This is a genomic window from Citrobacter sp. VF227 (genome assembly GCF_052950715.1).
In genome coordinates this window covers 1-226 of the sequence record NZ_JBRFVF010000778.1, presented here as the reverse complement: position 1 = coordinate 226, position 226 = coordinate 1, and the positions used below count along the sequence as shown (strand labels likewise).

1 pseudogene is annotated in these 226 nt (G+C 49.6%); it reads left to right on the top strand.

Annotation, left to right across the window (positions count from 1 at the left end):
• Positions 1-226, top strand: a pseudogene (locus ACU8YC_RS28935) (IS21 family transposase); the annotation flags it as partial.

Sequence of the window (226 nt, the reverse complement as noted above, 5' to 3'; positions counted from 1 at the left end):
GTGGGTTGCTCTGAACGGACTGTCAGACGCTATCTCAAATATCCTGAACCGCCAGCCAGAAAGACCCGCCACAAAATGGTTAAGCTGAAACCATTTATGGATTACATCGACATGCGCCTGGCAGAGAATGTCTGGAATAGCGAGGTTATCCTCGCAGAGATAAAGGCAATGGGCTATACGGGCGGACGTTCCATGCTGCGTTACTACATCCAGCCCAAACGTAAAA